Source organism: Arthrobacter sp. FW306-05-C, from assembly GCF_021801725.1.
Taxonomy (GTDB): Bacteria; Actinomycetota; Actinomycetes; order Actinomycetales; family Micrococcaceae; genus Arthrobacter.
This window is the reverse complement of sequence record NZ_CP084556.1, coordinates 2,431,661-2,457,772: the sequence shown is the minus strand read 5'-3', so window position 1 is coordinate 2,457,772 and position 26,112 is coordinate 2,431,661. Positions and strand designations below refer to the sequence as shown.

Genomic DNA, 26,112 nt, shown 5'->3' with positions numbered 1-26,112 from the left:
TCCAAATTGCACCAACACCAGATAAGGAAGCATTTTCCGTGAACCCCGATCAGTTCCAAGGTCCCGCACTCAGAGTCGGCGTTGTCGGCATAGGCTGGGCCGGGCAGCAGCATCTCAACGCGTACAGCAATAGCCCCGGCGTCGAAATCGTCGCCGTCGCCGGCATGGAAGAGGAGCTGCTCCACTCGCTCCAGGCAACCCACGCCATTCCAAATGCCTTCCTTCGCTGGGAAGACATGCTGGAGCTTGAGGACCTGGACGCCATTAGCGTGGCGGTTCCAACTTTCCTGCACGCGCCAATCGCTATCGCCGCTCTCGAGCGCGGGCTTCACGTCCTGAGCGAAAAACCTCTCGCCCGGACAGCGGATGAGGGCCGGGCTATGGTCGAGGCGGCGAGAGGCGCAGGCAGGGTCTTGGACGTCGCCTTCAACCACCGGCGTCGCGGCGATATCCAGACACTTAAGTCGATAATCGACGAGGGCGGACTGGGGCGGCCCTATTACGCCAAGGCATCGTGGCTGCGCAGGACCGGCATTCCCCGCCTCGGGAGCTGGTTCACAAACCCCGAGCTCTCCGGAGGTGGTCCCATGGCAGATATTGGCGTCCACGTCCTCGACTACGCCCTTCACCTGCTCGGCGAGCCCAAAGTCCTCAGCGTCTCGGCAACTGTGCATGCCGAGCTTGGACCACGGGGACGCGGTGGAAGCGCGCGCTTCTCGGCCATGAGTTCGGAGCATGCCTTCGAAGTGGAGGACTTTGCCTCGGCGTTTATCCGTCTCGAGGGCGGGGCAACCCTCCTCATTGAGGCGGGTTGGGCCAGCTATCGCGAGAAGGATGACGTGCTCGGGTTCATGGTTTACGGTACGGACGGCGGCGCAGAACTGGTCGCGAAAGGATCGCCGTCTGCTCCTGTGGGTCAACTTACGATCTTCACTGACAAGGATGGCGAAAACGCCGACTACAGCCCTGAATCCCAGCCTGGAAGAGGCCACCAAGCCGTCGTGGAGGATTTCCTCGACATCGTGCGTGGCGGCGAAGCTGTATGGGGCCATCATGATGGCTCCCTGGCTCTGAACCGGGCGGAAATCATTGACGCTTGCTACCGGTCAGCCCGCGAAGCGAAAGAGGTGCAGCTGTGAGCAACGGCAAGCAACTGAGGGTGGTTGTGTGGAACGAAGGGGTCCACGAGTCCCTCAATGAGCCAGCCCATATCGGCCACATGTACCCGCAAGGCATTCATGGAGCTATTGCAGCCGGTCTCCGCGAGGCCATCCCGGACGTCGAAGTCTCCACAGCCACTCTGGCTTCAGATGAAAATCATGGACTGTCCGAAGAGACCCTGGCGGGAACTGATGTACTGCTGTGGTGGGGTCACAAGGCTCATGCCGAGGTCAGCGACGCTGTCGTGGAACGCGTCCACCGGCACGTCCTCGGAGGGATGGGACTGATCGTGCTCCACTCGGGGCACTTCTCGAAGATCTTCACCAAACTGCTGGGCACCAGCTGCTCCCTTGCCTGGCGGAACGACGGCGAACGCGAGTTGGTGTGGACCGTCAAGCCCTCACACCCCATCGCAGAGGGCGTGGACAGCCCCATCGTCATTCCTGAACAGGAGATGTACGGCGAACTCTTCGACATTCCCGACCCGGACGACCTGATCTTCATCAGCTCCTTCGCGGGCGGTGAGGTGTTCCGCTCCGGTGTCACGTTCACCCGGGGCAAGGGCCGCATCTTCTACTTCAGCCCTGGGGACCAGGAGTACCCGGTGTACCACCACCCGCAGGTCCAGCGCGTCCTGGCCAACGGTGTGAAGTGGGCCGCGCAGCCCGACCTTGACCGTTCGGCCCCTCAAGTCAGTAACGCGACCCGTGGATGGTACGAAACGTCCACGGTGGACGAAACAGTGCATCGTCCGGTGTCTCAGTCAACGTTCGATGGGGCGGTGCTCCGATGAACCGTCCACTGGGTGTCGCGGCCATCGGGTACGCGTTCATGGGCAAGGCACACTCACAGGCTTGGCGCAATGTGTCTTCCTACTTCGACGTTCCGGCTGTAGAACAACGCATCATCGTCGGCACAGACGCTGCGCAGGTCGACGCTGCCGCAAACCGGTACGGGTGGGCGGAATCCGCAACCGACTGGCGTGAGGTCCTCACGCGTGACGACGTGGACATCGTCGACATCTGCGCACCAGGGTGGCTGCATGCTGAGATCGCCGTCGCGGCGCTCGAGGCCGGTAAGCATGTGCTGGCCGAAAAGCCGCTTTCAAATACGCTTACGGAATCCGAGGCCATGGTCGCGGCGGCGCAGGCTGCCCGGGCGCACGGAGTGCACTCGATGGTCGGGTTCAACTACCGCCGAGTGCCGGCTCTGGCATACGCCAGGCAACTAATTTCCACCGGGCGACTGGGCCAAGTCCGCCAGGTTCGCGTCTCGTACCTTCAGGACTGGCTCGCCGAGGTGAATGCCCCCATGAGTTGGCGGTTGCGAAAAGAGACCGCCGGCTCGGGTGCTTTGGGGGACATAGCCTCACACGCCGTCGACCAAGTTCAGTACCTGCTCGACGACCGAGTCATAGAGGCATCAGGACGCCTGCATACCTTCGTAGGCCAACGCCCAGGCCCCTACGGCGCCGAGCAGGTTACCGTGGACGACGCTGCCTGGGCTACCATGACCCTTGCCGGCGGGGCGATAGCTTCCGTGGAAGCCTCCCGGGTAGCGCGGGGCCGAAAGAACTCGTTACGAATCGAAGTCTACGGATCCACTGGCTCGCTGGCGTTTGACCTCGAGAGGCTCAATGAACTTGAGTTCCTCGACACAGCTGACCCCACAGCTGAACAGGGTTTCCGGCGGATTGTTGTGACGGAGCCGGAGCACCCGTACATCGATGCCTGGTGGCCTCAGGGGCATGTGATCGGTTGGGAGCACACCTTTACCCACCAGATCAGCGATTTCCTCGCTGCGATCCGTGATGGTTTCCTGCCCTCGCCGTCCTTCGAAGACGGGCTTCAGGTCCAGAGGGTGTTGGCCGCAATCGAAGAATCCGCTGCCAGCAGATCAGTTCTCCTCCAAATTTGAGGACGAACCTGTCACGTCGGGTCTGCGGGCCCCAGTCCTGAACTAAAGGAACCCAATGAAAATTGCACTTGGCAACGACCACGCAGGGTACTCCCTGAACGAATACGTTCGCAGGGTCCTGGAAGACCTGGGTCACGAAGTGCTCGACCTAGGAGCCCCGAGCGAGGCGCCGGTAGATTTCCCGGACATTACCCGCGCCACCTGCGAAGCCGTCCGGAGTGGAGAGGCAGCACGAGCGGTGCTCTTGTGCGGAACCGGCGTGGGTGCCGTAATGGCCGCCAACAAGATTCCGCGCATTCGGTGCGCCCTGGGCCACGATGTGTATTCGGCGCACCAAAGCGTTGAACACGACGACGCCAACGCCATCGCCTTGGGAGCATGGCTGATAGGCCGGGCCACCGCCAAGGAAGTCCTCCAGTCATTCTTGGACGCGAAGTTCGACAATGACGTAGACACCATCCGCCGAGTCGCCAAACTGCGCGATATGGAAATCCAAGCCGCCCGTGAACTCGCCGCAGAGCTCTAAACAGGGCTCACTCCACCGAAGCACCGTTCACCGGAAGAATCAAAAGCGCAATCTCCGCAGGCGTCGAGTTTGTTAGCAGCCTGCCTGTCAGCGCTGGGCAAAAGGTGGGCCATTGGAGGGTTGAGAACTGAGCCCGGTTCGGCATCGGATAGGCAAGCCCCCGGTCGCATTGCTACTACACCCCTTTTGGAGTGTGGGCGAAGCGGTCATGACCAAGATCCACTGGCTGTCCGCTTGGCATTGGGGGAGCGACTCAGGCCGCCCGCACACCCCAGGCCGGACAGCGTCGGACCCGCACTCAGTACCCGCGTTCGGGCGAGGAATTCTTCCTCGCCCGAAGTGGTTCCAGCAGTATGACCCTTCCGCGGATTTCCATTCTCGACCGTGCCAACGCCCGGGAGGGGTTTCCTGCTGCCGACGCCCTGAACCGGGTGCTGGAACGGGCCCAGCGGGCCGAGGAATGGGGTTACCACCGCTTCTGGGTCGCAGAGCACCATGCGGTGCCGGGCATTGCCGGTTCCGTACCCGCCGTGCTGATGGCCGCCGTTGCTGCCAGGACGCACTCCATCCGGGTCGGTTCAGGAGGCATCATGCTTCCCAACCACCAGCCACTCGTGGTGGCCGAGCAGGCGGCCACGCTGGAAGCTCTTCATCCCGCGCGGATCGACTTGGGCGTTGGCCGGTCTGTCGGTTTCACCCCGGCAGTCCGGGATGCGCTTCGCGCCGGGAAACAGGAAGCTGAGCGGTTTGAAGACCAACTGGCCGAACTGCTTGCCTACCTGTCCGGAACCGCGTCCATCACAGCCCGGCCGCGGAACGACTCGGCTACACCGGTATTCGTGCTGGCCACGGGTTCGGGAATTGAAATTGCAGCCCGTGCCGGCCTGGCTGTAGTGCTGGGCGGGCCAGCCGTGTTCCGGACAGACCAGAACGGCAGACTCCCGGCGCTGGACAGGTATCGCTCACAGTTCCGTCCATCACGCTGGTTCCAGCGACCCTACATCATGGTTTCCGCGAACGTAGCGGCGGCCGCGACTCACCAAGCGGCAAGGGAACTGCTTTTGCCCGAAGCCATCGCGCTGGCCCGTTCCAGGACCACCGGTGAATTCGCTGCCCTGGCGCCCGTGGGTCCCACCGAGTGGCCCGGGCTGACTGTCCGCGAAAAGGAAGCGGTCGAAAGAAGCCTGTCCACATCGCTCTACGGCACGGCCTCCGAGGTACGGACCCAAGTCCAGCACCTGCTCGCGACCTCCGGAGCTGACGAGTTACTCGTCACAGGCGGAGCCTTCGACGTCGCGGCACAGGCGGAATCGGATCGGATCCTGGCCGGGCTCTTTCCCCAAGAAGAGCTCCCCAGCATGGACGACCGCCGTGGATTCGTAGCATCCCGTTGACGCGCACGCCACGCTGAGCGGAACCATCGCCGCGTGCGGGGGCAGTCTGGGTGACCCGGGTTTAAGGGCCGGCGGCGGTTTGGGGGGCTGCATCCGGTCTCGGGATGCTGCGGCCGCCGGCCCTGTCCCCATGTGTAGAACCTGCCCCAGCGACAGGATCTTGCCCTCAAAGATAGGACCCGTTCCTAAACGGCAGCCCACGATGGGCACAAGGTTTGCTCAAGAGTGGCCACGTCACTACCGCTGGGTCCCAGATTGCTGGCAGTCGGATAGGATGCCAATTCCACTAACGATAGAAAGACCGCAGTGAAGCAGAGTATTTTCTCCCGTGTCGCCCAGCTCGCCAAGGCCAACCTGAACGCCCTCCTCGATTCCGCCGAAGACCCGCAGAAGATGCTGGACCAGATGGTCCGCGACTACTCGGAAAACATCCGCGAAGCCGAGTCCGCAGTGGCCCAGACGATCGGCAACCTTCGCATGGCCGAAGACGACCACAAGCGGGCAGTGGACGACGCCAACACGTGGGGCAAGAAGGCCATCGCAGCTTCCCGGAAGGCCGATGAGTTCCGCGCCGCGGGGAACAGTGTTGACGCGGACAAGTTCGATGCCCTCGCCAAGGTCGCCATCGGCCGGCAGTTGACTGCCGAATCCACCGCGAAGGCCCAGGCACCTGCTCTGGCCGCGCAGAACCAGGTGGTCGACCAGCTGAAGAACGGCCTGGACATGATGAGGGGCAAGCTCGGGGAGCTGACCGCTAAGCGCAACGAGCTGGCCAACCGCGCCCGGGTCGCGGCTACCCAGTCTCAGGTGAACGAGGCGCTCAAGGCCCTGGACGGCGGGGACCCAACTTCGGCGATCGGCCGTTACGAGGACAAGGTCCGGCGCCAGGAAGCCACCGTCCGCGGCCAGCAGGAACTCGCCGCCTCATCACTGGACGCCCAGTTCGCCTCCCTGGAAGACCTCGGCGAGCAGACCGAAGTGGAGGCACGGCTTGCGGCGCTGAAGTCCATGGACCGGAAAGCCATCGACTACTAGGACGTGGTCCAGGGCGGCGCGGCAAATTCCGTCAGACCAGCCAGCGCCACCAGCGTGGCTGCTCCGGCTCCGGTATCGGTTCGGGTTCCGGTTCTTCACCCAGGGCCAGTGCGGCCTCAACGATGTCGTCCGCGGTGAGCGTCATAACTGCCTCACGATCGAGTGCGTCGAGACTTTGTTCCTCGTCAAGCGACAGCCGCAGCGCCTGGCGGTTCAGCGCCTGCTCGAACAGCGTGCGGGCGAACCGTGCATTGCCGGAGTCCTCACCCGCGTGGAGCCCGGCGAGGATGCGGCGCAGCATCTGGTCCGCACCCGGCTCCAGCCTGTACTCGTGCTGGGCCAGCATCTGGCGGAAGATCGTCTGGAGTGCGTCGACGGAGTAGTCGGGGAATGTGATCTCGCGGGCGAACCGGGAGCGCAGCCCGGGGTTCGAGAGCAGGAAGGATTCCATCAGCCGCGGGTATCCGGCCACGATCACCACCAGGCGATGCCGGTGGTCCTCCATCCGCTTCAGCAGGACCTCGATCGCCTCGGGACCGAAGTCCATCCGGCCGTCCTCCGGAGCCAAGGCGTAGGCCTCGTCGATGAACAGGACGCCGTCCAGGGCACGGCGGATGACCCGGTCCGTCTTGATGGCGGTCTGTCCGACGTACTGCCCCACCAGGCCGGAACGGTCCACCTCCACCAGGTGGCCTTTCTGCAGCAGCCCTACCGCGCGGTACATCTCCGCCAGAAGCCGCGCCACAGTGGTCTTGCCCGTGCCTGGGTTTCCCAGGAACACCAGGTGCTGTGATGTGGCCACCTCCGGTAGGCCGTGGGCCTTGCGGCGGGCCTGGACCTGGAGCAGTGCGACGAGTGCCCGCACCTGTTCTTTGACCGTCTCCAGCCCGACCAGCGCGTCGAGCTCGGCCTGCACCTCGGACAGCGGCCGGGCCGGCCCGGGCCTGGGACCAACGAGATCGCCAACGAGGTCGTCGACGCGCTCCGAACCGGGCAGCTTGAGCTGATCGGCCAGGTGGCCGATGGTTTCGCGCAGCTCGTCGAGCGGTTTCCGACTGGCAGCCATGCCTCCACTGTAGTACCCGATTCCGGCCACGAACGTTTTCGTCCTGCTCCCAAACGACGGGCCGTAGCGGGGGAAAGGGTCCGGCCCTAGGATGGCGCCATGAGGAAGTGGGGCGAAATGCATCCCGCGCTCCGTGCAGTTTTGGTGGGCGTTGTGGCCTGCGCCGCCATCCTGGCGGCTGGTCTCATCCTTGGGGGCACTCTCGAAGACGCGGTCGCCAATGCCGCCTTCTATGCGCTGATGATCGGCGGCGGCGTGTTCTTTATGACGACGCGGTTCCCGACGGACGCGGCCAAGCCGGATGAGCCCGGCAAATTAGTCATCTTCCTGCGCTTCCCCGACTCATCGCCGGGCTCGCTCAGCAGCACATGGCAGATGGGCGTCGCCAGCCCAGGCCCGGGACGAATCGATTTCCAGCCGACCGTCCACGGCGAACTGATAGCCAGTGGCCGCAGCAAGGCGCTTACGGGGCTTAGGGCCACGGAGTTCCCACCACGGAAGGCCAACCGCCAGGATGCCAAGCAGGAAGTGCCGTTGGACTTTCACGTCATTAGCCTGAACTCAGACGCTGGCGTTATTGACATCGCAGCCGGACCGGCCACTCTCCAGAATCTTCAGCGCGTCGTATTGACGCCCTCTTAGGCGATGACTGCGTTCAAGGCGCTGCGCCGGCGGTCGGCCGATGCGCCCTATCAGTTTTCGGGAGGGGAGCAGACGTGACCCTCGGTGTCCATGGGGTACCCGCAGAGCGGGCATAGTGGACGGCCGGCGCCCACCACCTCACGCGTGCGCTTGGTGAATGCGCGAGCGGTGCCCACCGGCATTCTCACCAACACCATTTCGGGTACCTCAGCGTCGTCCTGGTCAAAAGATTCGTCATCACCATCACCATCGACATCGCTGATGGGGTAAGCCTCTATGACCACCTGCGCCGTCGTCGGGTCCCACCCCAGGCTCATGGCGCCGGTTCGGAATTGCTCTTCAACGACCTCAAGCGGGTCGTTATCGACCAACTCGATAGGAGTACCCGTGGGGACGCTGAAGGGATTGCCCTCAAGGGTGTTGAGCTGGTCGAGAATTTCGTCTATCTTCTCTGCGAGCAGAGCTGCCTGCTGCTTTTCCAGACCGATGGTTACGATTTGCCTGCCTGTCCGTACTTGCAGGTAGAACGTACGCGCCCCCGGAACACCGACGGTGCCGATAACGACCCGGTCAGGCCAGGAAAACTCGTGAACAAGTGTAGGCATGGCAGTAGTCTAGGCGACATGAGCTTCGTCGGCCGGTGGGCCGCATGGACGAACCCCTTCAGCTTGCTACGCCACTTGCCCACCGCCGTGACCGTCCCACTTGCCTTGGGCGGCGTCGCCGAGGTCCTGCGGGCACGCGGGTACCGACAGAGGTAACTCTGTAGCGCGCGGGCCCGACGGATCCGTCCTGCTGGGTAGTGTGAATAGATGCACTTCTCTTCGGAACTCCTTGAAGGCGTTGTCCTCCGGCCAGTCCAGAAGCTGGACGCCAGGGCGCTGGCTGAGGCGTTTCAGAAGAACCGCGCCCATCTTGCGCCGTGGGAACCGATTCGGCCCGACAAGTTCTACACAGTCCAGGGACAACAAGAGGTGATCATCAGGCAGCGACGGGAACTTTCTGCGGGCACCGGCCTTCCAATGGTGTTGGTGCGTAAAGATGAGGTCGTCGGCCTGCTGACCCTGAGTTCGATCGTGCGGGGTGCCTTCCAAAACGCACATCTGGGTTACTGGGTGGACCAAGCTTTGCAGGGTTCCGGGATCATGACGGCGGCGGTGGCAGCCGCTGTCAACATCGCCAAACATGACCTCGCGCTGCACCGTCTTGAGGCCGCGACCCTGGTGCACAATACGGCATCACAGCGGGTGCTGGAGAAGAATGGATTCGAGTCCTACGGCACCGCGCGAGCCTATTTGCGGATAGCCGGGTTATGGCAGGACCACCGCATGTTCCAGCGGATTCTCTAGACGACAGGAGTAGGAGGGAAGGCTCATTTGGCGGCTGAGTGCGGAATCGCGGCAGTCATGAAGCACGCAGGTGGGCCAGCCCCAGTCCGACGGGGATGTTGACGGCCCGTCCAAACTACTGCACACCATCTCAGGGCAGGGGCCGGTTACTCCGCTAAGGAGTAGGCAGAGCCCGAAGGGGTGCGCTGCAGGACGCCGAAGTCGACCATGTAGCGGCGCAGCAGCACCACGTCATCGGTATAACTGAGCAGCCGCTCATTGACCTGCCTTTCAGCGAGCTTCTCGCCGGGTGCGATGGCCTCGGTGGCGATCCTCGCCAACAGCGCCCTCCGTTCTGCCACGTTCGCCGGATATCTCTCTATTCGGCCCAGTCGCATGAACCTGTCCAGCCCGGTCTGTGGCTGCCGGCGGGGTTGCTGGGCCAGCAGGTCCCGGAAGATGGTCTCCTCCGCCACCAGCTCACCGGATGCCCGCCGCTGGACGAGCCCGGACTCCAGCAGCGCGGCGATGGCCCGGTGGCGCCGCTGCTCCTTCACGTCAGGCAGGATATCGTTGGGGGCCGCCCCCAGCACTATCTGGGCATAGGCGGTCCTGGCATCACTGTTGCCCAGCGCCGCCAGCACGCGACGCCAGTGGGGTCCGTTCATTTTCGATCCTCGGGCCACGCCATTCTCCTCCTGTGCCGTCGAGCCACACCATTGCCTCGAGGCGTGTTGGCGATCGTATCCCGCGGGCCGCGGTTCCCGGAAGCTGGCCGCACACAGGACAATCCGCAGCGTTGCGCACGTATCAGGCACAGGGGTGCCAGCGGCGGGATGCCGGCGTCTTCACCGCTGTAAGACCCGGCACCCCTACAACTCGGCCCACGAACCTGCCCGCGCCTCAAAGCTGCTGACTACCGCGGCGGGCCTTCCTGCCAAGGCGACTGCCGTCGTCGTCATAGTCGAGCCGAAGACGCTCGTCGTACTGGCGAATCCCGCCCACCCCGGCCTGGCGAGCCTCCACGCCCTTGGCCCATGTCAACGCTTCCCGCCGGGCTTGCCGTCCTCAGGGCATGGCAATCGTCACCGTCATCGACGAGCTTTTCGAGGCCGATATGTACGCATTCTCGAACGACAGTGTCCCTGTTACTGTGGCCTCCTGAATCGTGCCGTGGTATGAATACCGCTGCACGAACTGGCCCGGCAGCACGTTCCGCGAGTTTGATCCGCCTCTTTCCACCTTCCCCGTGCCCTGCCATGTAAGGTCCAGGTGGATTTGGGATCCATCTGAGAGGGGCACCGTGGCGACAGCATGCACCAGTCCGCGTTGGAAGGTAAAGACCTGAGTGGCGGCTTCCCCGTAAACGAAGTGGCTCTGGCCGGTGCACTTGTTGAACTCGGAGGAGGAGTAGTACATGGTGCTGGCGCCGTTGAGGGGGATGAGGTCCCGGCGCTGGCGGAGATGTAGCTGTACGAGCATCCGTCGGCTGACATGCTGGATGTATCCGCCTGTACATACTCGGAGCTGTAGCGCTCCCTGAAGACTTCGGCAGCGGAGGCTGCGGGCGCGGCCGCGATGCCTATCCCGGAAGCGGTTAGCAAACCGGTAACTATAGCTGCCAAACGGGTCTTTCCGCGTATGTCGGTTGCGGGCATGACGTTCATCTTCTTCCATGTGACTGGGCCGTTAGGGCCGGTACAGGCACGGTATGCCGGGGTACCGAACGGGGGCTAGGGCCCTTTGTCCGTCTGTCCGTGGTGTTCGTCAGCGAGAAGGACCGCCCAGGACGATTTGTCGGGTTCCAGACAGGCGTCCCCGGCTTTCATAGTGGGCGGGCGGGACTTCCGGCCCTGGATCCTGGGGGAGCGCAATGCCACGATTGGCCGATGCTGTTCCACAGGCGGGCGATCCTTTTGCTCGTGATACTGGGTGCAGGGGGCACGTACCTCCGTTACATTCGTCCCTGGCAACTCACTTGGGGCGCCACGCCTGAAGAGGTCTCGCGGGCGATGCCCGGCGACGAACTGGTGCCCAAACCGACGTTCAACGCCACGAGGGCCATCACCATCGGGGCAGCGCCGGAACGGATATGGCCATGGCTGGTCCAAGCGGGGCTTGGCCGCGGCGGTTGGTACAGCTACGACATCCTGGACAACCTGGGGCGCCCGAGTGCACGGCGCATCATCCCGGAGCTGCAGAACCTTACCGTAGGTGACATTGTTCCCATGAGCCCCGACGGCAAGCACGGCATCCAGGTGCAGAGGATGGACCCGCCACTGTCCATGGTGTGGGGCGCGCCGGGGAATAACAGCTGGGCGTGGCAGCTTGAGCCCATCGGCGACGGTTCAACCCGGCTTGTCAGCCGTATCCGCGCCCGCTACCGCTGGTTTTCACCCGCAATTTTGTTCTCGGCACTCGTGGAATTCGGCGACATCTGGATGATGCGGAAGATGCTGCTCAACCTCCGCGAACGGGCCGAAACGATGGTGTCATGACGTTCGGAAAAGGGAAGCGGCCGCACGTCATGGAGGCCGGTGCCCGGGAGGACGTCCGCGCCCGCCGTCAACACCCGTGGAGCCGTGCGCGGGACGCCGTGGTGGTCCTGGCGGAGTACGCCGCGGAGACCGTTTACGGGTTTGCCCACCCTGAGTGGCGCGTCAGCGGGGCTGCGGCCCACGAGATGACCGAACGCCTGCCCGGGGATGACGTTGTTCCCCAGCCGAACTGGCAGGCCACGAGGGCAACTTCCATCGCCTGCCCGCCCGGATACGTATGGCCCTGGCTCGCCCAGGCAGGATACGGACGCGGCGGCTGGTACGGAGATATGCCGTGGTGGAAGGACCCCGACGGGTCGACCGGCCCGCGTTCAAGTGCTGCCGGCATCTTGGCAGGGCACCAGACCCTCCATGAAGGGGACATTCTTTTGGACGGGCCCAACTGCAACGCGGCAGTTGGTGCGTGGCGTGTTGTCCAGCTGGATCCCGGGCGCGCCATGGTGCTCTACAGCAGCCGGACCCTCAGCGGCCGTGAGGTCCTTCCCGGAACCAAACTTCCACGAAGCTACTTTTCCTGCAGTTGGGCATTCATCCTGAGGCCGGAACTGGAGTCCGCCGCCCGGTTGATCGTCCGCTCACGTGCCTGTTACCACCCGGGGTGGATGGTCCGGGCGGCCGCCGTGATCCGGAGCGGTGACACGGTAATGCAGCGGGCAATGCTCGCCGGGATCAAACGGCGGGCAGAGAGGGCATACAACGAAAGAGGGTAGCCCCGCAATCGGCCGGCTCAACAATCGATGCATCACTACGCCTCCTCAGCTTTCGCATAAAGCGCAAGGAGGTCGCGGCTGAACTCGTGCGGGGACGTTTCGCAGGGGCTGTGCCCACCCCGGTAGACGCCGATCCGGGCACGGATTGCCTGCGCGAACAGCCGGTGCAGCTGGAGCGGCCACAGGTCATGCTCGCCCACGGCCACGAACTTGGGAAGCGGGGCCTCAGCCAGCTCGTGCCGTAGGTCCGGTACATGCTGCATCAGCGTGTAGATATCGCGGATGGAGGAGCGGCGCGTGAAACGGAAGCGGTAGTTTACGAACCGCTGCCTTCCGGGCGGTACATGGGCCACCCTGCCGCTGCGGATTCCCCAAATGAGCAGCGCGGCGCCTGCCCTGCCGTTGACCCACGTGCTGAACCGGCCAATGCGGATCACACCCCGGAAACTCGGGCCCGGTTCCGGCGGGCACCCAAGGAAGGTGATGGACCGGAAGAGGTCCGGCCGCTCAACATAGGCGAGCTGGGCGATGATGCCCGCGAAGGAATAGGCCACAACATGCACAGGGGTTGCCGTAGATTCCATAACCGCCAGGAAGTCGTCCACGAACAACCGGTAGTCGTAGTGCTTCCGGGGCGGCACCAGGTTCTCCGGCCCTGCGCCCGCCGACTGGTACTGGCCGGCAAGATCGTACGTCAGGGCGTAGTACCCCGCGCCGGCCAGGTCCGGCAGCATGAGGGAAAAGTCCTCTTTGGATCCGGTGGCACCGGGGACCAGGACGACGCACGGATCCTCCGGATTGCCCAAGGCCATGGCCGCGAGCTTGCCGCTGGGGACGTCCAGCGTAAAGTGCACCGAGCCAGGCGGCGGCACCGACCAGTCGACGTCCCCTAGCTCCGCATCCAGCAGGGCAGCCGCATCCACGCGGGCAGAGCCAAATTCCTCGGGGTCAACCCCGTACTCTCGTTGGCCCGGCTCCGACATGGTCCCAAGATAACCCAGCCGGCGGGGCCTAGTCAGCGGCAGAGGGTAGACCCGCCACCTTGCCCACGAAGGCATGGAGCCGCCGGTACACTTCCTGGGATTCCGGGTAGCGGTAATCCTGTTGCCAGGTATGTTCGGTGTTGGCGCTGGCCCAGGGGTAGATGAGGGCATCCACTGGAACGCCATGGTCCTGCAGTCGCTCGATGAAATTGAGGTTGGACCGGTAAAAGAAGTCGCGCTCGGAGGTGGTGACGAAGACCGGCGGGTGGCTCCCGTCCAGCCACTCGATAGGGGACAGGTACCCGGCTGCAGACTTCAGTCGTGCTGGTGTCAGGGGAGCCGTGGCCGGCAGCAGCATGCGAACGAAGTTCAGGCTGAGGACAAAGCCGCTTTCAAAAAACACCGAAAAATCGACGGCGCTGCAGTGCTGGACAAGCCCTTTCACATGCCCCGCCGGAACGGCCGGCAGCAGCGAGTAGTGTGCGGCGAGCTCAGGGCGCAGGCTGATGGCGGTGAGCAGGGCCGAAATCTGCCCGCCCGCGGAGTCCCCGCCCAGGATCAGGCGCGCAGGGTCCCCGCCGTACTCTTCGATGTTGGCCACAACCCACGCGAGGGCGGCGTTCGCGTCCTCGAGCACGTGCCCCATGTGGAACCGCGGCGCGTGCCGGTAGTTGACGTTGACCACCACCATCCCGCCTAAAGCCTGGTTGGCGCAGTACTTGGTTAACGCCGACTTGTCGCCGGACGTCCATCCTCCGCCGTGGAAATAGACGTAGACCGGCAGGCTCCCGCCACGCGCCACCGCACCTTCGGCCGACGTCTGTGCCACCGACAAGGGTGTCACTACATCCAGGCGGTGGGCGCGCAGGCCATCGCCCACATAGTCGAGGTCGTGGACATAGGCCACCTCGGTGACGGGATCCGTGTTGAACCGTATCCGCTCCCGCGAGCTGACCGAACGCATCATCAGCCGCCACGTCCACACAGGTACCCGGCGCAACGCAGTCCGGGCCCGGCGGGCCAGCGGGAACGCGCCACCGGAATGGGCAGCCACCGTCATTCCTCCATTTTACGAGCCCGTGGCCCGGGCCTACCCCTGCCCGCCTTCCATGATCCGCCGTGCATCCTCCTGGGCCCTCAGGGCCAGGGCTGTCACCACCTCACCCCTCATCACCGGGCTGGAGGCGGAGCCCATGTTCCGGAGTTCGGACACCGTGCGCGGCGGGTTCACGCTGTGGGCCGCCGCATGGCAGTTGGGGCACAGCGGAATGAGGTCGGCTATGGGGTCCAGCTGGTATCCGCTGTCCAGCATGTCCGGCGGCACCACATGGTGCACGGCGAGCGCCTCTGGTGCGTTGCCGCCGTAGGCGGACTCGAAAGAGAACCCGCAGGCGGCGCACGATGTGCCGTGAAACGCAAGGCAGACCCGCCGCGCGTCAAGGTCCCGTTCGTAGCGGCTTACCTGGACAGTGCTGACGGCGCCGGGCGGCAGGCTGCCCCCGACCACCTCAGCGCGTCCCGCCGTCGTGGGCCCGCAAGCACGCCACAGCCGGCGCAGGGGAGGCTCGTACGACGGCGGCAAGGCCACCAGGGAAGGTCCGCCCGCCTTGGGCCAGTGGTCACGGGGGAGCGCGTCGCCAAGGATGCCGGGCCGTATCTGCTCACCCAGTGCGAGCAGCGCATCGAAGGCGACGGCGACGAACCATTCGCCCGTTCCAGCCAGCTGGTACGGCTCCGACGCGACCACTCCGTGACCGATCAGGCCGCTGCCGGCTTCATTGCTGCCGCACAGCAGGAGCCAGGCTTCGGTGCCCGGGCTGAGGCCAGGGCCGGCGTCCGGGTGCTGCTCCAGGCACCACCGCTCCACCGCCCTGCCGGATTCCGCGACGTGCTCGACGACGGCACGGTAGTCCCAGCGCAGAAGCCTGTTTGTGTCGCACCCGAGAATTACCGCAGCCACTGCGCACCGAACTCCACCACGCGCCGTCGAACCTCAAACACCGGGGCGGGAATTAGATCGGTTCCTTGGCCAATGCCTTGGTCTTGGCGGGCGTTTCGCGGCCCAGGCGTTGATCGAGCGTGACGCGGAGCCGCGCCGCCGCAACCTGGACACGGTGCTCGGCGGCCGAACCGGTTTTCTTGGCCGGCTTGGCTGCGGTGTTCCGGGGAGTGTGGACGAAACGATGTTCAGGCGATGTTGCGCTCACGGTCCAACCTCCTTGGTACTGTCGTCATCCGTCGTTCCATTCTCGCCTAAGTTGCCGCCGTCGTCCACGAAGGCCAGCTCCTGCCCCGGCCCGGCGTCCACCTGGCCATCGTCCCCGTTCTCCTCGCCGTTCTCGTCCCCGGACACGCTCTTCCAGGCGATATCGAACAACTCGAGTTCCTCGGTCCGGGCCAACTCGCTCCTGGCCAGGACCTCCAGGGTTGCCAGCCCCAGCGCCTTGGTCCCTTCATCCGGGTCCAGCGCCCGGTCCAATGCCCACTGGGTGCGGCGCCACCATTCCGCCCTGCTGTCCGCCTCGGTCTTCTGCTGAAGGGCGTTGGCATCGGCTTCGCGCTTTTGATCCAGGGCTGTCTTGTCCGCGGCAGTGCGCTGTTTCAGGGTGCGCCAGTTGATGTAGAAGGCCAGCAGGGCGGCGATGAGGACGGCCAGGGGCCCCAACCCCGCAAGGATGACCCACCAGTCAGCCGGACCGGAGTGGACGACGACATCCAGCGGATCGGGGGAGGGAACTGGGGTCACCGGACCAGCTTAGGCGCCAGGTTCGGGCGGCAGCGGGACGACACTCCACCTGCATTCCCCGTCATCAGCAGATGGGCGGCTGCTTCAACTGCGCTGCTCCAACTGCCGCTGTTTCAACTGCCCCGACGGGAGATGAGGACCGGGTCCTGGGCGTGGTGCAGGACTGCATGGGCGGTGGAGCCCATGGTTTCCCTGAGGATGCCTTGGCCCTGGGAGCCCACCACCACTATCCGGGCTTCTGCGGAGGCCTGGAGGATGGCATGCGGGACCGAGCTGTCCGTAAGGATCTTTCCGTCAATGCGGATAGCGGGTGCCGCGGCACGTGCATGGGCCAACGCGGACGACAGGATTGTCCGGGCGTCACTGTCGGAGTCCTGAGTGTCCGATCGCCGGCGGCCCGGGGGCTGGTGCTGGACATGGACTACCTCGAGTGGGGCCCGCCATGCCGTCGCCAGGGCACAGGCATCCTCCAGCGCTGTGGGGGAACCTGAAGCGTCGACGGCGGCGACGACCGGCCCGTCCGGGTGGAGGTCCTGCCGGATCACGGCGACGGGGCAGGCAGCGGTGGCTGCCAACTCCAGGCTCACGGAACCCACGAGCAGGCCCAGGAAACCGCCCAGGCCGCGGCTGCCGACAACCAGAAGTTCTTCTCCCCTGGAAACACGGGCCAGAAGCTGTGCAGGCACTCCGTGAAGCAACGTGCTCCTGACCTGAAGGCCTGGAACCTCTGCTGCCGCCTGTGCCACGCCCTCTTCCAGGACGGCCTGGGCTGACTGTTCCAGGCCACTGCCTGACACGCCCGGAACCGGACCCAGGTGCCTGGTGAGCAGCGGCCATAGTGAACAATGCACCACGTGGAGCCGGCGGTTCACCGCCCGGGCGTGCCTGGCTGCCCAACGGACAGCGGCCGCGGCCTCATCCGATCCGTCATAGCCGACCACCACGGCTCCGGGTTCCTGCGTCATGTGACTCCGCTCCCATCAGACCGAGCCTCACCAGCGGGACCTTCGGCCCTTTGGCGGCCCTGCACGTTGGCCCATCCTGATTCTAAATATTGGGGAGGGATATGGGCAGCGTGGTCAGCCGGATTGCCGCGATGATGCTTGCCCTGGCTGCCCTGCTCCTGGGGTTCGCTGTCCCAGGCAGCGCAGTGGCACCCGTGGCTGTCATTGTGGAGGACACCGCAGGGGTGCTTGACCAGAACACGCTGCTGCCCGCCGTCGAACGCATCCAGTTCTACGAGCCCACCCGCGTTGCCGTCTTCACCTACAACGGAAAAGCGGAGGACAACCTCAACGAAGAAGTGCTGAAGTTTGCCCGGTCCAGGCATCCCGAATGGATCAGTGCCGACGGCCAAAAATGGGCCGACGGGCTGTTCATTTTCGCGCTGGACCCTGTGGGCCGCCACGTGGGGACCTACATGGGCGAGGACCGGAAGGTGTCGCTGGAACAGCGCAGCGACATCCAGGACGCGTCGAAGGAACTGTTCCGGGACGCCCAATGGACCGAAGGAACGGTGGCAGGCATTCGACGTGGCGCCGAGCTGATCAACCAGCCGTGGTACAGGTCCGCCGCGTTCACGATCACGGCGTGGGTCACCGGCGGCATTGCGGTGCTCGGTGCCGCCGCATGGCTGATCGTCCGGGCCGTGACCAGAAGCACCTGCCGGAAACACATCGAACGCGGGGACCGCAGCTACTCCAACGTCAGTATGGACCTGGACGTGACGGAACTGAATGCCGGGACCATCCCGGAATCGTCCCGCTATGGGAGCCAGGTCCTGGAGAAACACCGCACCTTCCTGAGCCGGTACGCCGCCGTCACAGAGCTGTCCAACCAGGTGCACGCAATGGGCAGGCGATCCTTGAGTAGCCGGAAGAACCTCAAGCTTGCCCGCCAGTTCGCGGACAGCGCCGCCGAACTGGATGCGCTGGATGACGTCATCGCGGACAGCAACGCCCTGCTGAACCGCGCCGACACGTGGCCCACCGCGCGGGACCGGCAGCTTGCCCCGTTCCGCAGGGACTTGGCCGGACTCGAGCAGCTCCTGGCCAAGCGGCACGGACAGGGGGACTCCGCAACGGCCGCCGCGTTGCGGTCCTTCCGCGACGAAAGCCTGCGGGAGATCGAGCGGTGGACCGCAGAACTGGCAGACGGACGGATCTCGCCGGAGGAGGCCCTGGACCGGCTGTACAAAGCACGTACCCGGCTCTCCGAGTTGCTGGAGAACCACGCGGAAACGGTGATCGAGGGCTTTGCCAGGAATGAGCGGGAGGCACGCCTGATGCGGGAGCAAATGGAAACCGCCCACGAAGGCCGGGACCACCATAAACAGCGGACTTATGAACCAAGCATCCTGGGGACGGTCTACCCGTCGTACCAGTTTTTCTCCGTCGCCACCTTCAACTCCGGATTCAACACAGGGGTCAGCAGCGTCAATTCGGCCAGGGGCGGCGGCAGCACCACCGGTTACGGCAGCAGCGGCGGAAGCTTTTCCGGCTCCGGTAGTTCGTCCGGCTTCTAGATTCCCCTGGGGGTAGTGGACGCCCGCTCGGCTTTGGCGCCGCGTGGCCGGCAGCAGACGCACAGGAGTGGGGCCCATCGTCAGCGATGGGCCCCACCGGTCTTCCTGGTCAAAGGGCCGTCCGCCCTGAGGCCTTGGACGGCGCTTATCTTATGCTGCCCCGACAGAGTTGAGCAGGCGGGTCCCGCGGCGTACCGCATATCGCGGATGCGGTACCGAAGCATGGAGAACGCCCGGCGGAGGCGGCGCCACATCCCGGATCAGGCCGGTGCCTGCGCATTCACGTACCTCTTCGATGGGGGCGGCCGCCGCCTGCTTGTCGGTGAACTGTCCGGAAACCGCCAATACATGTCCATCGGGCATCACTAGCCGGAACCGAATCTGCGAATCATCATCGACAAACAGTTCGAACGTACCTGCCATAAGCCTGGTTCTCCTCCATCGTCCTGCCTCCGTTGGTGAGGCTACGTCCTGCGCCGGTATCCGGCGCAGCGAAATGCTGGTGCACAACCACGGCGTTGTGCACCGTTCGACCTGAACAACCATCCCAGAAGCCCGGTCCGGCTTTTAGGGACCAAGGTCCCGGATTGCAAAGGTGGGGGATGCTAGGCAGCCAGGCGCGAAAGGCGGATCAACACAATCCCTGTGGCAATGAACCACACCCAGAGCAGGATGCCGTAGCCCCAGTAGAAGTCCGGGACAGCCTGCCGAAGGACCTCACTGACCACTCCCAAAGCACCGGTGCCGATGCCGAACCACGCCAGGAACTGCGGGAAGGGCGCCCTCGCCGTCACCATCGCCAGTCCCATCAGGAGGATCCCGAAGGCGGAGAGGACGCCCACGATGGCAGGTGTGTTGTTCTCGGCGATGATTGCTTCAGCAGCGGTAGCGTAAGCGCGGCGTTCCTCGTCCCTCCCGGTGGCCATGTAGCGGTCGCTGAGGTAGACGAGGTTGAGGGAGCCCCTGCTGGTGACCGGGACGGCAAGCAGGAGCGCCCAGGGCAGGGCGCCAAAGATCAGCGCGATCAAGGGCAAACTCTTCCGGAAGGGCATAAGCGCCACGAAGAGTCCTGTGAAAACAAGCACCGGGAGGATGTTCGGCAGGATCCACAGGACCTGCTCGGCCACGTAGTTCGCCTTATTCGCCGCAATGAACTCCAGGGTGGCGGCTCCGCCGTGCACCGGCGGAGGCGCCAGGAAGTCAAGCACCAGCGCGGCTACCAACAACAGGACGAACAGGATCGATGATGCCCCCGCCGTGAGATAGAGGAGCCCCCATTCCCGCTGGGCCCGGGGAGCGCCGTGCCGTTTCATCCCTGGAGCCTGCCATCCGTAGGGCGCGTCCGGTAGTGCCGATGGGCCCGGTAGACGGGGCACCATTGCTGCCACCGGTGACCAACGGCCCTGTTCCGCCATGCCAGTCCTTGGCAAACTGCCTTTTTGAATACCGATTACGTTCGCCGGGAGTGAGACATGTCCGTAAATGAGCCGCACACAGGCAACGGCATGGAGGAGCATCTGCGGATAGAACTGGAGGACGCCGCATCGGTGAAATGGTGGGTACGAATCCTCTCCACCCTTGGCTCGCAGTACGGACGCACCCAGCTTCGGTTCGTTGGCAGGACGGAGGACGGCCGCAGGCTTTATGTCAGTGACACGTTCCCCGGGCCGCCCCTGAACGCCACCCCTCCCGCAGAAGCCTGGGCTCCAGGCCTGGAGGCGAGCCTCAGCCAGTTGCGCGGGGAAATTGCCCGCGACGGTTGGTCGGAGACCAGCCAGGGGGCGCAGCCGTGGGAGTTAACCTATGTCCGCCGCAAGGGCTTGTTATCTTGACTCTTCTCCCATGGAGGAATTGTGTGTCCCGGCGGCGCAGGTGCGCCGGACCAGGCGTCCAAGGCGCGAAGACCAGATCCCGGCATGGATAAGTTGGGGGTTACCGGGTGCCGCCGAGCAACGTTCCAGCCTCGTCCGAGGGTTTCAGCAGCCAGTCCCGCGCCTTGTCAGCGGACGTGAAGTACCGTATCGGGAACCCGGCAGAGATCAGGGACAGGCGGAACATGGCGATGACGCGGTCAACGGGTGAGGTTCCCAGAAGTGCCATGCGCGAGATGCTGGATGCATCGGGGAAGAGTTTCCGGGCGGCCGCGGAGTGGGTGACGCCCTGAATTTCGACCAGCATTGGCAGCCTGGCGCCCCGCGTCAGGGTGGAGATGGCTTCCAGGGCGGCCTTGGCGACGTCGATGCCGATGTAGACTCCCGGATTCCAGCGCAAGTGCAGGACCCCATCGGACAGCTCCACCGTGCCCTTGCCTTTGATGTCCACCGCGCTCCTCCCTCCCTTGTCCTGACCCGAATCCAGCCTTGACGGTAGCCGAACCGAACGGCATCTGCACCAGGACACTCCCGAACGTCGTCGGGCCGGAGACCTTTCATCTGCTCATATAGCCTAGGTGCAGCGCTCATGGGGGTAACAGGAATCAGTGCTTCCCGCGTCGAGCGCGACTGTCGCCCAACCCTGTTTTACGCTGTGTCGCAGGGCGGATGAGCAGCAGCGCGAGCACCACGACCCACGCAAGGGTCGTCATGATGTTGACGCGCTCCCAGAGCCCCGCCCACGGCGTCGGCAGGTTGGCTTGGAGAGCCGGGGCATCCCCGGCGGTGAGTACGCCGAAACCGATGAGAAGCAGGATTGTGGCTGTGGTGTACAGACGGAACCACAGGTTCAATGCAACGGCTGCGGAGATCATTGCCGCCATCATCAGCGCACTGGTCACCGACACGATGATCAAATGCGCTGTGTCGGCCGCAGTGGCGCCGCCGGCGGCCAGTACTTCGCGGGTGTGCATCGAGGCGAACGGGTAGGCCAGTCCGGCCAGCACGTAGGCGGCCAGGAGGATGGCGGACACGCGAAGCGACTGGCGTCGGCTTCCGGACTGCCAGACGCCGGCTGCGAACGCAGCCATCAGGGCGCTCCACAGCAACCCCAGCCATACCCACAGGGTCCTGGTGGGGACATCCCATGCCGAGAGCTCGCTGACCGTCTGTGAGATGGGGTCGTACCCGGGATACCGGATCAGCCAGATCATGACTCCGTAGAGCGCAGAGGCAGCAGGTCCGCACAACAGCAACGACCTCCGCCGGGTAGCGGTCGCGAGCAGGGAGTGCTGGACTGAACTGGACATGCCTACCTCCGGGCCTCGGCCTCGGTGTTAATGAACCTTGTGAATTTCCTACCTGAGCCACTGCCGCCGGCACGCCTCTTTTTCGGTGCGTTTGATCTCATTGGTGGAGGCCCTGCCATGTGTCCTGCTACTGGTACCCAGCGACAGCGGAATACATGATCACGCCCGCCGCCACCGCCGCGGCAAGGGCGGCCGAGGTGGTGAGCCAAATCAGGACCGAGCGTTCCTTGTAGTGAATGATGCTGACGAGCCCGAGTGCCGCTGCTGCGGCTGCGGGTCCCGCGAAGGCCTGCCCAAGGGCGTGCCACACCCAAGTGGCAGACGGGAAGCCCATCATGGGCAGCAGAACGATCCATGCAAGGAGGGTCGCCAGCACGGTGATGGCAGCGAAGAGCAGGCTCCAGCGCCCGGCTGCCGACTTTGGTGTGATTGCGGGTGACATGTCTTCTGCTTACGGGTGCGGTTTACGGGTGCGGTGTGAACATGCTGATGAAGAAGGCGAGGTCAAAGACGGCCAGCTGCGCCGGGCCGGCGACCAGTGCGGTAGCTGCCAGCACCGAGCGGTCCCGGTAACTGATGATTCCGGCCAGCGCGAGGGCCGGACCAGCCCCTGCCACCGGTGTCAGGATGGCCCACGGGCTATATGAGAGAACCAGACCGACCACCAGGAAGGCCGCGGCCCACCACCCTGCCGGTGTCGTCGGCAGGAATCGGATGCTATCTCGGTCAGCCCGGAACGCCGCGAGGATGAACAGCACGGCCGCCACAGTGAGGGCATAGGACGCGCCGGAGATCAACACGTCCGGGGTCACGGGCAACTGCGTTCCGGGCGTGAAAACTATCGAGGCAGCAGCCATGATCCCGCCCGAGAGGATGAGAAAAGCCAGGGCCCAGTAGCCCAGCCGCGTGCGGACCACGCCGTGTTTCCGCACCTGCCGTGCGATCCCTGCAACAGCGCTGAGGAAGAAACCGCCGACGACGACGCTTGCCCAGACAACCTGTCCCGTTGGGGGCTCCCCAAAGGGTATCGACGCCACGGTCAGGGCCACGATGAAAAGCACAACGGCCGTTCGCGAAAGCCAGATCACCGGCAGAGCGGCCCGGTGGGGAATTGTCGATTGGATCGGAATTGCCATCGAAGGCTCCAAGTGGGTTTGCGTGCTGGCGGGGTCAGGAGTGGCGAAGCGGGACCTCAGCTCCGCGTTCCCGGGTTCTCAGCCCACAGCCTCAGGCGACCGGCCACACCACCCTGGTCTGCCACGTTGCAGGATCCGGTTGCTGTTCCGGATCGGTCAGGTAGTACTCCCACATCGTGTCCGAGGGGGCGGCGCCATCGGCCTCCATCCGTTGCCGGATGGCATCGTAGGTGGTACCCAAGGTGTCATAAGGGCCCGTATGGACAGCTTCGAACGCGTCCGTATCGGGCAGTGTCCCGCTGGCCACTTCGCCTGTCCCCCGGAAGTTCCCGGCGATAGGGAACCCCGCTTCAACATCCACAGTTTCGCCCGGCATCCCGTGGTACAGCGCGAACGGCGGCCCCGCCGGCCTGGCTCCCTGCATCTGGACTGCCGCCATCACGGCGCCGAAAGCGCGGCCGAAGAAGCCTGTCAGCGCGTCCATGGGGACCCTTTCGCGCACCACGGCAACGGGTTGTTCGGGAACATGGATCTTTCGGGGCTGCTGGCCATCTTCAGTCATGGCATCAGCTTTGACCTGCCGGCAACAGCGCGACAGGGCCAGAGGACTCTAACTGTCAGCCCGCAGCGCCGTACGCTTCCTGCATCCACGTCCGGACCTCGGCATCGAGTTGGGTGCTGTCAGTGAGCTCCAGGTGGTGCATCCAGGTTTGGGCCGAAGGATGCACGATCTGCTTGAAGCGCGGTGAACCCAGGTCCCGCGGCAGGGCCAAAGACAGGACAAGCGGAACCGCGGATTTCACATAAAGACCGGGCCGCCAGAGGTACGCGAACCCGCGGCGCCGGCGAAAGGAAATCTGGCTCTTGCCCACCCTTATCCCAAAGGGTCCCAGGCCCGCCGCCATTCGCTCCACCGCTTCGTAGAGGCCAAGCGCGGTGGGCGCCCCGTCGAAGAACTGTTCCACCGTCCGTAACTGCACCGACATTGCCGCCCTATGGCTCACTGGTGCTGATCGTTACGGCTTGCATGTGGGCTCCGGTCTGCGTCGGCGGCAGGTCTTCCCCCAACGTTGCCGAGACGCCCGGAGCCGTGGACAGGGCCGAAGGTCACATCGGCGGTAACAGAAGGCGGGCTGGGGCCAAATGCCCTAGCCCGCCTGACGGCAGCAGGGTAGGTTCAGTTCCATGTGCGATGACCTTCACCGCCTCGTGCCGAAGGGTCCTGGATGAGGAAGCAGGCGTCCCCAACCATGGCAACCGGCCCTGGTCCGGGCAGCGTTGATGCCGGTGAACCTGCCGGCTCGCCCATGGAAAAGGCCCGGGTCTTTCTCAGGCGGTATCCCGTCGTCGCACTGACTTTGCTGGTGCTCCTGGCCACGCTGGTGCTGGTTCAGTTCGGCCTGGAACTGCAGGTCCGCATCCTGGCGTCGGCTTACGCGGCCGTTATCGTGGTGGCGCGCGCGGCCGGCATGGTCCGGTCGCTGCGTGAAGGCCGCTGGGGCATCGACCTTTTGGCGCTGATGGCCATTGCCAGCACCGTGGCGGTGGGCGAATACCTCGCGGCCCTGGTGGTGATCCTGATGCTCACCGGCGGGGAGGCGCTGGAGAATTTTGCCCAGGGCCGCGCAGCGCGGGAACTGCGGTCCCTGCTGGACCGGGCGCCCCGCTTTGCCCACCGTGAGGAATCCGGTGGAGCCCTGGTGGACACCCCGATCGGCGAGGTTGCGCCGGGGGACATCCTGGTGGTCCGTCCGTCCGAACTGGTACCCGTTGACGGTGAACTCCTGTCCGATTCAGCCAGCCTGGATGAGTCGTCGCTGACGGGCGAAAGCCTGCCGGTGGAACGCACCCGGGGGCAACAACTGCTCAGCGGCGCCGTCAACGGCGTGGCGGCCATCCGGCTGCGGGCAGCGGCCACCGCGGCAGACTCACAGTACAGCCGCATCATCGCCCTGGTGGAGGAGGCTTCCAACAGCCGCGCTCCCGTGGTCCGGCTGGCCGACCGCTACGCAGTGCCCTTCACCCTCCTCGCCCTGGCCATGGCAGGTACGGCATGGCTGTTGTCCGGTGAGCCGCTGCGCTTTGCCCAGGTCCTGGTGGTGGCCACGCCGTGCCCGCTGCTGATCGCGGCGCCGGTGGCGTTCCTGGCCGGCACCAGCCAGGCCGCCCACAAGGGAATCATCATCAAGAACACCAGGACCCTTGAACAGCTGGCGAAGGCGCAATCAGCGGTCTTCGACAAAACCGGAACCCTCACGTCGGGACGTCCCGTCCTCGATGAGATCAGGGTGTCGCCCGGTCACGGGGAAACACTGGGCAGCAGGAAGCTCCTGCAGCTTGCAGCCTCCGCGGAACAGTACTCCTCGCATGTGCTGGCAGCTTCGGTGATCGAAGCCGCCAAGGCGGCCGGCATTGGACTCCTGCCCGTGACGCAGGCGACCGAAAACGCCACGCACGGTGTGGAGGCCATCTGTGACGATCAGCAGGTGGTGGTGGGAAAAGCGGGCCTGGTCCGCAGTTCATCCACCGGGTTCCGGGAGGCTGCAGTGCACAGCGGTCAGCTTGCCGTCCATGTGGCCGTCAACGGCGGGTACGCCGGTGCCTTGATCATGAAAGATCCATTGCGCGGCAACGCCGTGGATACCCTGGCGCGCCTGCGCAGCCTCGGCGTGCAGAACACGATGCTCCTGACCGGTGACGCCAAGGCCACGGCCGCGCACATCGCCGAGGAAGCCGGGATTGACCGCGTCCAGGCGGAATGCCTGCCCGAGGACAAGGTCAATACTGTTGCCGCGTTGGCGGAACGGCCGGTCCTGATGGTGGGCGACGGCGTGAATGACGCTCCCGTCCTGGCCGCTGCGGATGTTGGCATCGCGATGGGGGCCAAGGGCGCCACGGCGGCGAGCGAATCCGCGGACGTGGTGATCATGCTCGATGACCTGTCCAAAGTGGCCCAGGCCGTAGCCATCGGAAAGCGCACGGTGGGTGTTGCCCTGGTGAGCATCTGGACGGGCATAGGACTCAGCATCGTCCTGATGGCCATTGCCATGACCGGATACATTCCCGCCGTCGCCGGCGCACTCCTCCAGGAACTGGTTGACCTGGCCACCATCCTGAACGGCCTTAGGGCACTGCACGGTGCCGATAGGAAATCCGGTCCACGGAGGCCGCCGGCGGCATGACTTTTGGCCCTTCCCAGCTCAAC

Annotated in this window: 31 protein-coding genes; 13 read left to right on the top strand and 18 right to left on the bottom strand. The window is 64.7% G+C overall.

All coding sequences use genetic code 11. The features are described 5' to 3' along the window. Window positions 1-38: 38 nt before the first annotated feature. From LFT44_RS11360 to LFT44_RS11335, 6 genes are all read left to right on the top strand, one after another. Complete coding sequence (locus tag LFT44_RS11360) at window positions 39-1,139, top strand: Gfo/Idh/MocA family protein (RefSeq protein ID WP_236798558.1); 1,101 nt, start codon at window positions 39-41, stop codon at window positions 1,137-1,139. Further along, on the top strand, window positions 1,136-1,954 hold the full coding sequence (locus LFT44_RS11355; protein WP_236798557.1) for a ThuA domain-containing protein: 819 nt from the start codon (window positions 1,136-1,138) through the stop codon (window positions 1,952-1,954). Before LFT44_RS11360 ends, LFT44_RS11355 begins: the two co-directional genes overlap by 4 nt. Beyond that, window positions 1,951-3,078 (top strand): Gfo/Idh/MocA family protein, encoded by a 1,128-nt coding sequence (locus LFT44_RS11350; RefSeq protein ID WP_236798556.1) that lies wholly within the window; start codon window positions 1,951-1,953, stop codon window positions 3,076-3,078. Before LFT44_RS11355 ends, LFT44_RS11350 begins: the two co-directional genes overlap by 4 nt. A gap of 55 nt (window positions 3,079-3,133) precedes the next feature. Next, window positions 3,134-3,604 (top strand): RpiB/LacA/LacB family sugar-phosphate isomerase, encoded by a 471-nt coding sequence (locus tag LFT44_RS11345; RefSeq protein ID WP_236798555.1) that lies wholly within the window; start codon window positions 3,134-3,136, stop codon window positions 3,602-3,604. A 353-nt stretch (window positions 3,605-3,957) separates the two neighbouring features. Further along, on the top strand, window positions 3,958-4,998 hold the full coding sequence (locus LFT44_RS11340; protein WP_236798554.1) for an MsnO8 family LLM class oxidoreductase: 1,041 nt from the start codon (window positions 3,958-3,960) through the stop codon (window positions 4,996-4,998). Window positions 4,999-5,304: 306 nt separating this feature from the next. Continuing rightward, complete coding sequence (locus LFT44_RS11335) at window positions 5,305-6,033, top strand: PspA/IM30 family protein (RefSeq protein ID WP_236798553.1); 729 nt, start codon at window positions 5,305-5,307, stop codon at window positions 6,031-6,033. A 31-nt stretch (window positions 6,034-6,064) separates the two neighbouring features. Here the strand turns inward: LFT44_RS11335 and LFT44_RS11330 are convergent, their stop codons facing one another. Then, window positions 6,065-7,099, bottom strand: coding sequence for an AAA family ATPase (locus LFT44_RS11330; protein ID WP_236798552.1), 1,035 nt, complete (start codon window positions 7,097-7,099; stop codon window positions 6,065-6,067). A 99-nt stretch (window positions 7,100-7,198) separates the two neighbouring features. On the opposite strand from LFT44_RS11330, the gene LFT44_RS11325 reads away from it, so the two are divergent. Then, window positions 7,199-7,741 carry a hypothetical protein gene (locus tag LFT44_RS11325; protein WP_236798551.1) on the top strand — a complete coding sequence of 181 codons (543 nt, stop codon included), beginning with the start codon at window positions 7,199-7,201 and terminating at the stop codon, window positions 7,739-7,741. A 50-nt stretch (window positions 7,742-7,791) separates the two neighbouring features. On the opposite strand, the gene LFT44_RS11320 is transcribed toward LFT44_RS11325, so the two are convergent. Beyond that, the gene (locus LFT44_RS11320) at window positions 7,792-8,346 is read right to left on the bottom strand and encodes a DUF3090 domain-containing protein (RefSeq protein ID WP_236798550.1); all 555 of its coding nucleotides are present in this window, start codon (window positions 8,344-8,346) and stop codon (window positions 7,792-7,794) included. Window positions 8,347-8,553: 207 nt separating this feature from the next. On the opposite strand from LFT44_RS11320, the gene LFT44_RS11315 reads away from it, so the two are divergent. Further along, window positions 8,554-9,090 carry a GNAT family N-acetyltransferase gene (locus tag LFT44_RS11315; RefSeq protein WP_236798549.1) on the top strand — a complete coding sequence of 179 codons (537 nt, stop codon included), beginning with the start codon at window positions 8,554-8,556 and terminating at the stop codon, window positions 9,088-9,090. A gap of 146 nt (window positions 9,091-9,236) precedes the next feature. On the opposite strand, the gene LFT44_RS11310 is transcribed toward LFT44_RS11315, so the two are convergent. Continuing rightward, window positions 9,237-9,737, bottom strand: coding sequence for a DUF2087 domain-containing protein (locus LFT44_RS11310; RefSeq protein ID WP_236798548.1), 501 nt, complete (start codon window positions 9,735-9,737; stop codon window positions 9,237-9,239). 400 nt (window positions 9,738-10,137) lie between these two features. Next, window positions 10,138-10,551 (bottom strand): hypothetical protein, encoded by a 414-nt coding sequence (locus LFT44_RS11305; RefSeq protein ID WP_236798547.1) that lies wholly within the window; start codon window positions 10,549-10,551, stop codon window positions 10,138-10,140. Window positions 10,552-10,958: 407 nt separating this feature from the next. Here LFT44_RS11305 and LFT44_RS11300 point away from each other — a divergent pair, with 407 nt between their 5' ends. Continuing rightward, window positions 10,959-11,567, top strand: coding sequence for an SRPBCC family protein (locus LFT44_RS11300; protein ID WP_236798546.1), 609 nt, complete (start codon window positions 10,959-10,961; stop codon window positions 11,565-11,567). After that, window positions 11,564-12,337 carry a hypothetical protein gene (locus LFT44_RS11295; RefSeq protein WP_236798545.1) on the top strand — a complete coding sequence of 258 codons (774 nt, stop codon included), beginning with the start codon at window positions 11,564-11,566 and terminating at the stop codon, window positions 12,335-12,337. The genes LFT44_RS11300 and LFT44_RS11295 overlap by 4 nt, the downstream gene beginning before the upstream one ends. A 35-nt stretch (window positions 12,338-12,372) precedes the next feature. Here LFT44_RS11295 and LFT44_RS11290 read toward each other — a convergent pair whose 3' ends face one another. From LFT44_RS11290 to LFT44_RS11265, 6 genes are all read right to left on the bottom strand, one after another. Then, complete coding sequence (locus LFT44_RS11290) at window positions 12,373-13,320, bottom strand: alpha/beta fold hydrolase (protein ID WP_236798544.1); 948 nt, start codon at window positions 13,318-13,320, stop codon at window positions 12,373-12,375. Window positions 13,321-13,348: 28 nt separating this feature from the next. After that, window positions 13,349-14,380: an alpha/beta hydrolase gene (locus tag LFT44_RS11285; RefSeq protein WP_236798543.1), complete on the bottom strand. Its 1,032-nt coding sequence runs from the start codon at window positions 14,378-14,380 to the stop codon at window positions 13,349-13,351. Window positions 14,381-14,410: 30 nt separating this feature from the next. After that, window positions 14,411-15,280, bottom strand: coding sequence for an HNH endonuclease (locus LFT44_RS11280; RefSeq protein WP_236798542.1), 870 nt, complete (start codon window positions 15,278-15,280; stop codon window positions 14,411-14,413). A gap of 52 nt (window positions 15,281-15,332) precedes the next feature. Further along, on the bottom strand, window positions 15,333-15,527 hold the full coding sequence (locus tag LFT44_RS11275; RefSeq protein ID WP_236798541.1) for a hypothetical protein: 195 nt from the start codon (window positions 15,525-15,527) through the stop codon (window positions 15,333-15,335). Next, window positions 15,524-16,066 (bottom strand): hypothetical protein, encoded by a 543-nt coding sequence (locus LFT44_RS11270; protein WP_236798540.1) that lies wholly within the window; start codon window positions 16,064-16,066, stop codon window positions 15,524-15,526. The genes LFT44_RS11275 and LFT44_RS11270 overlap by 4 nt, the downstream gene beginning before the upstream one ends. A gap of 113 nt (window positions 16,067-16,179) precedes the next feature. Further along, window positions 16,180-17,031, bottom strand: coding sequence for a universal stress protein (locus LFT44_RS11265; RefSeq protein WP_236798539.1), 852 nt, complete (start codon window positions 17,029-17,031; stop codon window positions 16,180-16,182). Window positions 17,032-17,132: 101 nt separating this feature from the next. On the opposite strand from LFT44_RS11265, the gene LFT44_RS11260 reads away from it, so the two are divergent. Then, window positions 17,133-18,590 carry a DUF5129 domain-containing protein gene (locus LFT44_RS11260; RefSeq protein WP_236798538.1) on the top strand — a complete coding sequence of 486 codons (1,458 nt, stop codon included), beginning with the start codon at window positions 17,133-17,135 and terminating at the stop codon, window positions 18,588-18,590. Window positions 18,591-18,740: 150 nt separating this feature from the next. Here LFT44_RS11260 and LFT44_RS11255 read toward each other — a convergent pair whose 3' ends face one another. Both LFT44_RS11255 and LFT44_RS11250 read right to left on the bottom strand, forming a co-directional pair. Further along, entirely contained in the window at window positions 18,741-19,013 is a 273-nt protein-coding gene (locus LFT44_RS11255; RefSeq protein WP_236798537.1) for a YegP family protein, read from the bottom strand. 182 nt (window positions 19,014-19,195) lie between these two features. Next, window positions 19,196-19,903, bottom strand: coding sequence for a DUF4386 family protein (locus LFT44_RS11250; protein ID WP_236798536.1), 708 nt, complete (start codon window positions 19,901-19,903; stop codon window positions 19,196-19,198). Between the two features lie 159 nt (window positions 19,904-20,062). On the opposite strand from LFT44_RS11250, the gene LFT44_RS11245 reads away from it, so the two are divergent. Continuing rightward, window positions 20,063-20,422: a hypothetical protein gene (locus LFT44_RS11245; protein WP_236798535.1), complete on the top strand. Its 360-nt coding sequence runs from the start codon at window positions 20,063-20,065 to the stop codon at window positions 20,420-20,422. Between the two features lie 100 nt (window positions 20,423-20,522). On the opposite strand, the gene LFT44_RS11240 is transcribed toward LFT44_RS11245, so the two are convergent. From LFT44_RS11240 to LFT44_RS11215, 6 genes are all read right to left on the bottom strand, one after another. Further along, a complete protein-coding gene (locus tag LFT44_RS11240; protein ID WP_236798534.1) occupies window positions 20,523-20,912 on the bottom strand; it encodes a DUF7793 family protein in 390 nt (129 codons plus the stop codon). Between the two features lie 154 nt (window positions 20,913-21,066). Next, window positions 21,067-21,771, bottom strand: coding sequence for a DUF998 domain-containing protein (locus LFT44_RS11235; RefSeq protein WP_236798533.1), 705 nt, complete (start codon window positions 21,769-21,771; stop codon window positions 21,067-21,069). 127 nt (window positions 21,772-21,898) lie between these two features. Beyond that, window positions 21,899-22,213 carry a hypothetical protein gene (locus LFT44_RS11230; protein WP_236798532.1) on the bottom strand — a complete coding sequence of 105 codons (315 nt, stop codon included), beginning with the start codon at window positions 22,211-22,213 and terminating at the stop codon, window positions 21,899-21,901. A 22-nt stretch (window positions 22,214-22,235) separates the two neighbouring features. Continuing rightward, window positions 22,236-22,907: a hypothetical protein gene (locus LFT44_RS11225; RefSeq protein WP_236798531.1), complete on the bottom strand. Its 672-nt coding sequence runs from the start codon at window positions 22,905-22,907 to the stop codon at window positions 22,236-22,238. Window positions 22,908-22,998: 91 nt separating this feature from the next. Beyond that, a complete protein-coding gene (locus LFT44_RS11220) occupies window positions 22,999-23,469 on the bottom strand; it encodes a GyrI-like domain-containing protein (RefSeq protein WP_236798530.1) in 471 nt (156 codons plus the stop codon). Window positions 23,470-23,524: 55 nt separating this feature from the next. After that, entirely contained in the window at window positions 23,525-23,893 is a 369-nt protein-coding gene (locus LFT44_RS11215) for a DUF5655 domain-containing protein (RefSeq protein ID WP_236798529.1), read from the bottom strand. A gap of 240 nt (window positions 23,894-24,133) precedes the next feature. Here LFT44_RS11215 and LFT44_RS11210 point away from each other — a divergent pair, with 240 nt between their 5' ends. Beyond that, a complete protein-coding gene (locus LFT44_RS11210; protein WP_236798528.1) occupies window positions 24,134-26,089 on the top strand; it encodes a heavy metal translocating P-type ATPase in 1,956 nt (651 codons plus the stop codon). The last annotated feature ends 23 nt before the right edge of the window (window positions 26,090-26,112 follow it).